Here is a 6643-nt window from a genome sequence, read left to right as displayed (position 1 = left end):
CTGTCGCACAATCTTTGTGCGGTATTGCCATAGGATCACTGCATTCTGAAAGGAGGAAGCCAATGGAAAAAATCGACATTCTGTCCCTGACACCGGAAGTGCTGGGGCAGCATCTGGCGGAGATGGGGGAACCGAAATTCCGTGCCAAACAGCTTTTTTCATGGCTTCACCAGAAGCAGGTCACGGAATTCGACCAAATGACTACACTTTCTCTCCAACTCCGGCAGAAGCTGAACGAAAAATTTTGTATAAATAGACTAAATATTGCAAGAAGGCTTGCATCTTCTACCGATGATACGGTAAAATACTTGTATGAGCTGCCGGACGGCAACTTTGTGGAAACGGTTCTCATGGATTATCACCACGGAAAAAGCCTTTGTATTTCCACACAGGTGGGCTGCCGTATGGGCTGCCAGTTCTGTGCATCGACCATTGCCGGCTATGTGCGGGATCTGATGCCGTCGGAACTGCTGCTGCAAATTTACGAAACCCAGCGGGATGCCGGCTGCCGCATTGACAGCATTGTGCTGATGGGAATCGGCGAGCCGCTGGACAACTTTGAAAATGTGGTGCAGTTTTTCCGCATTCTCTCACACCCCGACGGCATGCAGATGAGCCTGCGGCACGTGGCACTTTCTACCTGCGGACTGGTGCCGCGGATCCGGCAGCTGGCAGACCTGCGGCTGGGAGTGACTCTTTCGGTATCTCTCCACAGCCCCGAGAACCGGCACCGCAGTGAGATCATGCCCATAAACCGGCGGTATCCGGTGGAGGAACTGCTGGACGCATGCCGCTACTACTTCGACACCACCGGCAGACGGGTGACCATTGAATATGCAGTCATCAACGGTGTGAATAATACCAGGGCAGATGCCCTGCAGCTTGCCAGGCGGCTCCGCGGCATGCAGTGCCATGTGAATCTGATTCCGGTGAATCCGATCAGGGAACGTTCATTCCGGTCGTTCCGGAAAGATGTGGAACGGTTCCAGAGAGAACTGACCGGACTGGGCATCAACGCTACGATCCGGCGGACACTGGGCAGCGACATACAGGCGGCATGCGGACAGCTGCGGCGTGACGCAGACCAACAGAAACAAACCGCCGCACAAACTGTGAAAAATGAATCCGGCAACACGCTCTTTGGAGGTGGTAAAAATTGACGAGTGCATCGCAAACACATATTGGCTATATTCGAGATGAAAATCAGGACCGCGTGGGAACGCGGCAGTTCGGAGAGAATCTGCTGCTGGTCGTCTGTGACGGCATGGGCGGCGAACGCTCCGGCAGCAAGGCAAGTTCTATGGCGATAGACGTCTTTTTTGAACATTTTGAAGAAGGCTACACCGAGGACATGGACGCATACAGCGTGCGTTCGCTTCTGCTTTCCTCCGTGTCTGCGGCGAATTCCGTAGTATATACGACCGCCCGCATGGACTACCAGAACTTTGGCATGGGGACGACCTGTGTAGCCGCTTTTGTGACAGCGGAATACATCGCCGTGGCGAACGTCGGCGACAGTCGGGCGTATCTGCTGACCAGGGAAACCATGGAGCAGGTGACCACTGACCACACTGTGGTGCATATGCTCATGGAAACCGGACAGATCACAGAAGAAGAAATGGAAACCCACCCCAAGCGGCATATGCTGATGAAAGCGGTGGGGGTAGAACGGACAGTGTGTCCGGATTTCTTCCGCATTGATCTGAAGGAGGGGCAGACCTATCGGCTGCTGCTCTGTTCTGACGGTCTTTCCGGATTCTGCTCCGATGCAGAAATACAGGAGGTCTTGCAGGAAGATGTTTCCGATACCGAAACTGCTCAGAAGCTGATCGACGCTGCATTGGAAAAGGGTGGATGAGATAATATTTCAGTTGCCATTGCAACTGTGTCACATAATACGGAGGAATGAGAAGCATGGATAAGGATAAACTGATAGGAACACGGCTGGACGGTCGCTATGAACTGACAGATCTGGTCGGCGAAGGCGGCATGGCGAATGTTTATCGTGCATCAGATGTGCTGGATAATCGTGTTGTTGCCGTGAAGATTCTCAAAAATGAATACTCCGAGAGTGAAGAATTCCAGCGGCGGTTCCGCGACGAGTCCAAGGCAATCGCCATGATGTCCCACCCGAATATTGTAAAAATTTACGATATGGGCTTTTCGGACAAGATGCAGTATATCGTCATGGAGTACATTGACGGCATTACGCTGAAAGACTACATCGACAGCGAACACGTGCTCAACTGGAAAGATGCGGTGCACTTTGTCGTGCAGATCCTGCGGGCACTGCAGCACGCCCACAACCGCGGTATCGTACACCGTGACATCAAGCCGCAGAACATCATGTTGCTGACAGACGGCACCATCAAGGTCATGGACTTTGGTATTGCCAAGTTTGCCCGCGAGGAAAGCCGTACTGCGACCGATCAGGCGATCGGCACGGTGCACTATATCAGTCCGGAACAGGCACGGGGTGACGTGACCGATGCCAAGAGCGACCTGTATTCCGTGGGTGTCATGTTCTACGAGATGCTCACCGGCAGAAAGCCCTTTGACACGGACAATCCGGTTTCCATTGCCGTGATGCATATGCAGAATGTGGCAGTGCGTCCCCGTGACATCAACCCGAATATTCCCTCCGGTCTGGAGGAGATCATCATGCACGCCATGGAGAAAGACGCTTCCAAGCGGTACCAGACGGCGGCAGAAATGATTCGGGACATTGAAGCGTTCAAGTCGAACAATCAGATCATTTTCGGCTATTATAACGCTCCGGAGCCGACCCAGTATTTCACCCCGCCGGAAACCGGAAACAGACGGGTACCCCAGCGGGAACGGGTGGCTTATGAGCAGAACGGCGGCGGTGGCCGCGGCGATTACTACGAGGACTATCCGCCGGAAAACGAGTCGGAACCGGAGCAGTCCAAGTCGCTGGTCATTCCGATTCTGACGGCAGTCACCATTGTTGTGCTGGTCGTTGCCGCAATCGTGATTTTCCTGATCGTGGGACAGGGTACCAACGGTTCCAACAGCTCCACCGATGAAGTGCCGAAGGTGATCGGCATGAACTACGATGATGCAGTGCTGAACTACCCCAACATCGATTTTGAAGTGGCGGAGCAGGACTACACCGACAAGTATGAGGAAAACATCATCTATAAGCAGAGCATCGAAGCCGGACAGTTCGTCAAGAAGAACAAGGACGGCAAGATCGAACTGGCAGTTGCCGTCAGCAAGGGTGTGCAGAAGGTACAGATCCCTGACCTGACCAACTATACAGCACAGGAAGCAGAAGATGCCCTCAAGGCACTGGGACTGACTGCGGAGCAGAAGAAAACCCAGAGCACCTCCGAGGAGAACATCGAAGCCGACCACGTTATTCGTACCGATCCGGCAATGAATGAGGAAGTTGCCGTTGGCTCCAACGTGGTGATCTACGTCAGTCAGGGTGTTGCCGTAGACGAAACCGACGTGCCGAAGTTTGTGGGCATGACACAGGAAGATGCCCAGAAAGAGGCGGACAGCCGCAAGCTGAAGCTGGAGATCACCGAAGTGCCCTCTACGGAAGAAAAGGGTATCGTCACCGAGCAGGATCCGGAACCGGGCAAGGTCGTGGTTTCCGGTTCCACCATTAAGCTGAATGTCAGCAACGGCGAACAGCCGGAGGGTGAAGTCACCTATGGTCTGGAGAACCTGCCGATTTCCAGCATGAGCGGCATGTACACTTTGAGCTTCACCACCGATGAGGACGGTGTCATTGCCTCCCGCCAGTTCGTTGCCGAGAGCCTGACCAATGCTTCTGTCAGCGTGAAAGTCAAGGGCAAGGGCAGCAAGGTGGTAAAGGTTTCGATCACCAGTGCACAAAGCGGCAAGACCGAGGTGCTGGGAACGTACACGTTTGACTTTGCCAATAAGAAGTTCACTGCGTCCAGCGAGAACATCGAGGGTGCTCTCAGCGGAGTTGCAGTGCAGACTGTTCCGGCAGTGACTGCGGCACCGGTAGAAACTGCCGCACCGGACGGTGCACCATCGGAGGTGGAATGATCTGATGAAAAATCTCCCTGTTGCCATTCCCGAAACCGCACAGGGCAGAATTATCACATCGGTAGGAGGTCTCTATACAGTAGAGACCTTTTCCGGTATCTGCACCTGTAAAGCAAGAGGCATCTTTCGAAAACGCGGCATCACGCCCTATGTGGGGGACTATGTGCAGCTGTCCGAGGACGGCGTGATCCAGGAGATCCTGCCGCGGAAAAACAGCATTTTAAGACCGCCGGTGTCCAATCTGGATCAGATCTTCTTTGTGGTGTCTACCTGTCACCCTGCTCCGAATCTGCTGCTGCTGGATTCGTTCCTGACGGTCGCCATTTATCAGGATATTCAGCCGGCAGTGGTGCTCACCAAAATGGACCTGCACAGCGGAGAACAGCTGGAAAAGCTGTACACCGATGCCGGCATTCCGGTGTATCCGGTGGAATACGACAAGCCGGAAACGGTCGCCGCCGTGTCAGAACTCCTTGCCGGAAAAATCAGCATGATGACCGGCAATTCCGGCGTGGGGAAGTCCACGCTGCTCAACGCCATTGACCCGTCCCTGCAAATCGCCACCGGAGAGATCAGCGAGAAGCTGGGACGCGGCAAGCACACCACCCGACAGGTACAACTGTATCCCTGTGCCGGCGGCTATCTGGCGGACACGCCCGGATTTTCCACCTTTGAGGTGGAGCAGTATCTGCAAATGGACAAGGAACGCATTGCAGACTGCTTTCCGGAGTTCCAGCCCTATCTGGGACAGTGCCGGTTCAGCGACTGTGCACACGTCTGTGAAAAGGGCTGTGCCGTGGTAGAAGCTGTGCAGGCGGGGAAAATTTCCAAGAGCCGTCATGATGCCTACGTTTCTCTGTATCAGACGGCAAAGCAGCGAAAGGCGTGGGAATCATGAAGCAGGCAGTGATTTTTGCAGGAGCACCGGTACAGCCGGAGTTACAGCCGCCGGTGCCGCAGGCAGACTTGTATCTCTGTGCCGATGCCGGCGTGCGGCTGGCACAGGCTCTGGGAATCGTTCCCGATCGCATCATGGGTGATTTCGATTCGCTGGGCAATGTTCCCGCCGGGGAAAATGTGGAAGCGTTTTCGCCGGAAAAGGACGACACGGATATTTTGCTGGCGGCAAAATATGCCTTGTCTGCGGGGTGCAGCCGTCTGATTTTTTACGGTGCACTGGGCGGCAGACTGGATCACATGGTGGCAAATCTTCAGATGCTGCGGTTTCTGGCAGACCGGAACGCACAGGGCATACTGGTAGACCATGCCCATTGGATCACGCTGCAGCGTGGCGGAACGGCATCGTATCCCAGACGGGAGGGCATGTACTTTTCTCTGTTTGCCATGACGGAACGGTGCGAAGATGTCACGCTGGAGGGTGTGGCGTACCCGCTGTGTCACGGGGTATTTTCCAACGCGTTTCCGCTGGGTGTCAGCAACGAGATCCTCGCAAAAACGGCAAAGGTGACTGTGGGCAAGGGCGATTTGCTGGTGATGTATGCGAAAGACTGATGCGGCAAATCAGATTTGTGGCAGTGTCTGGGAAAACCTGCTGGGAGAAAACTTTCTGAGGAAAGTTTTCCCCCAGACCCCTTTTCAAAGACTTTTATTCCATTTTTGTAGATAGGGGCTATAGCCCCTATCTACAAAAATAAAGTGAAGTTTTCGGAAGGGAATTTGAGGGAGAACCCTTTTTCAAAAGGGTTTCCCTCAACAAGCTTTCCCAGACATCGCCATAAAATCTGATTTGGCAGGAGGAACGAATGAGCGAAAAACGAGAACTAAAAGAAACGCTTCTTTTCGAGAAGAATCATCGAATCCACGGTGGGATCTATCATAAAATGCAGGTGGATTTTGCCTATAATTCCAATCATATAGAGGGCAGCAGGCTGACTCATGAACAGACCTGTTATATTTTCGAAACCCAAAGCGTGGACGGTGCTGTGTTCGTCAACGATGTTTTTGAAACGGCGAATCATTTCAGGTGTCTGGACTGGGTGCTGGACACCATTTCCGAACCGCTGTCGGAGGAATACGTGAAGCAGATGCACCGCATTCTGAAAGCCGGACTGATGACACAACAGAATCCGGAAGTCGTGATCGGTGATTATAAGAAATACGCCAATGTGGTGGGCGGCATCGAAACGGCAAAGCCCGGTGAGGTATCCGCACAAATGGCACAGCTGCTGCAAACTTATCAGAATTTACAGCAGCCGGACTTCTATGAGATTGCGTGGTTTCATATGGCGTTCGAAAAGATACACCCATTTTATGACGGTAACGGCAGAGTCGGCAGACTTCTGCTGCTGAAAATGTGTCTGGAAAACGACATTGTGCCGTTCTATATCAACAGCGAAAGCAAGATGTTCTATTATGCCGGTCTGAAAGAATGGCAGACACAGGGCAAGCCCAACCGTTTGCTGGATGTGTTCCTGTCTATGCAGGACGACATGAAAGCTGTGCTGGACTATTTCGAAATCGACTACGATCACACCGAAACCACTGCCAGTACACTGGCAGAGCAACACAAAAAGTGGAAGCTGTAACAGTATTGGGACAGCCTGTTGAGGGAAACCCTTTTGAAAAAGGGTTCTCC

General features: G+C 53.2%; 6 protein-coding genes. All 6 read left to right on the top strand.

All coding sequences use genetic code 11. From position 1 onward, the window contains the following. Positions 1–62 precede the first annotated feature (62 nt). Positions 63–1160, top strand: a complete 1098-nt coding sequence (rlmN, locus tag RUMCAL_RS12100; RefSeq protein ID WP_021683221.1) for a dual-specificity RNA methyltransferase RlmN — start codon at positions 63–65, stop codon at positions 1158–1160. After that, positions 1157–1858, top strand: a complete 702-nt coding sequence (locus tag RUMCAL_RS12095; RefSeq protein ID WP_021683220.1) for a protein phosphatase 2C domain-containing protein — start codon at positions 1157–1159, stop codon at positions 1856–1858. The genes rlmN and RUMCAL_RS12095 overlap by 4 nt, the downstream gene beginning before the upstream one ends. Before the next feature lie 56 nt (positions 1859–1914). Further along, positions 1915–4047, top strand: coding sequence for a Stk1 family PASTA domain-containing Ser/Thr kinase (pknB, locus tag RUMCAL_RS12090; RefSeq protein ID WP_021683219.1), 2133 nt, complete (start codon positions 1915–1917; stop codon positions 4045–4047). A gap of 4 nt (positions 4048–4051) precedes the next feature. Further along, positions 4052–4945, top strand: a complete 894-nt coding sequence (rsgA, locus tag RUMCAL_RS12085; RefSeq protein ID WP_021683218.1) for a ribosome small subunit-dependent GTPase A — start codon at positions 4052–4054, stop codon at positions 4943–4945. Continuing rightward, complete coding sequence (locus RUMCAL_RS12080; RefSeq protein WP_021683217.1) at positions 4942–5559, top strand: thiamine diphosphokinase; 618 nt, start codon at positions 4942–4944, stop codon at positions 5557–5559. The genes rsgA and RUMCAL_RS12080 overlap by 4 nt, the downstream gene beginning before the upstream one ends. A gap of 251 nt (positions 5560–5810) precedes the next feature. Further along, entirely contained in the window at positions 5811–6593 is a 783-nt protein-coding gene (locus RUMCAL_RS12075; RefSeq protein ID WP_021683215.1) for a Fic family protein, read from the top strand. The last annotated feature ends 50 nt before the right edge of the window (positions 6594–6643 follow it).

It is taken from the genome of Ruminococcus callidus ATCC 27760 (assembly GCF_000468015.1).
In the GTDB taxonomy this organism is placed as follows: Bacteria; Bacillota; Clostridia; order Oscillospirales; family Ruminococcaceae; genus Ruminococcus_C; species Ruminococcus_C callidus.
Note: the sequence above shows the minus strand (reverse complement) of the source record. Positions and strands in the feature narration are given on the sequence as shown.

What these genes read in the sequence shown, in the direction of transcription:
- rlmN (WP_021683221.1), top strand. Translation starts at nt 63, where the DNA reads ATGGAAAAAATCGACATTCTGTCCCTGACACCGGAAGTGCTGGGGCAG.
- pknB (WP_021683219.1), top strand. Translation starts at nt 1,915, where the DNA reads ATGGATAAGGATAAACTGATAGGAACACGGCTGGACGGTCGCTATGAA.
- rsgA (WP_021683218.1), top strand. Translation starts at nt 4,052, where the DNA reads ATGAAAAATCTCCCTGTTGCCATTCCCGAAACCGCACAGGGCAGAATT.
- RUMCAL_RS12080 (WP_021683217.1), top strand. Translation starts at nt 4,942, where the DNA reads ATGAAGCAGGCAGTGATTTTTGCAGGAGCACCGGTACAGCCGGAGTTA.
- RUMCAL_RS12075 (WP_021683215.1), top strand. Translation starts at nt 5,811, where the DNA reads ATGAGCGAAAAACGAGAACTAAAAGAAACGCTTCTTTTCGAGAAGAAT.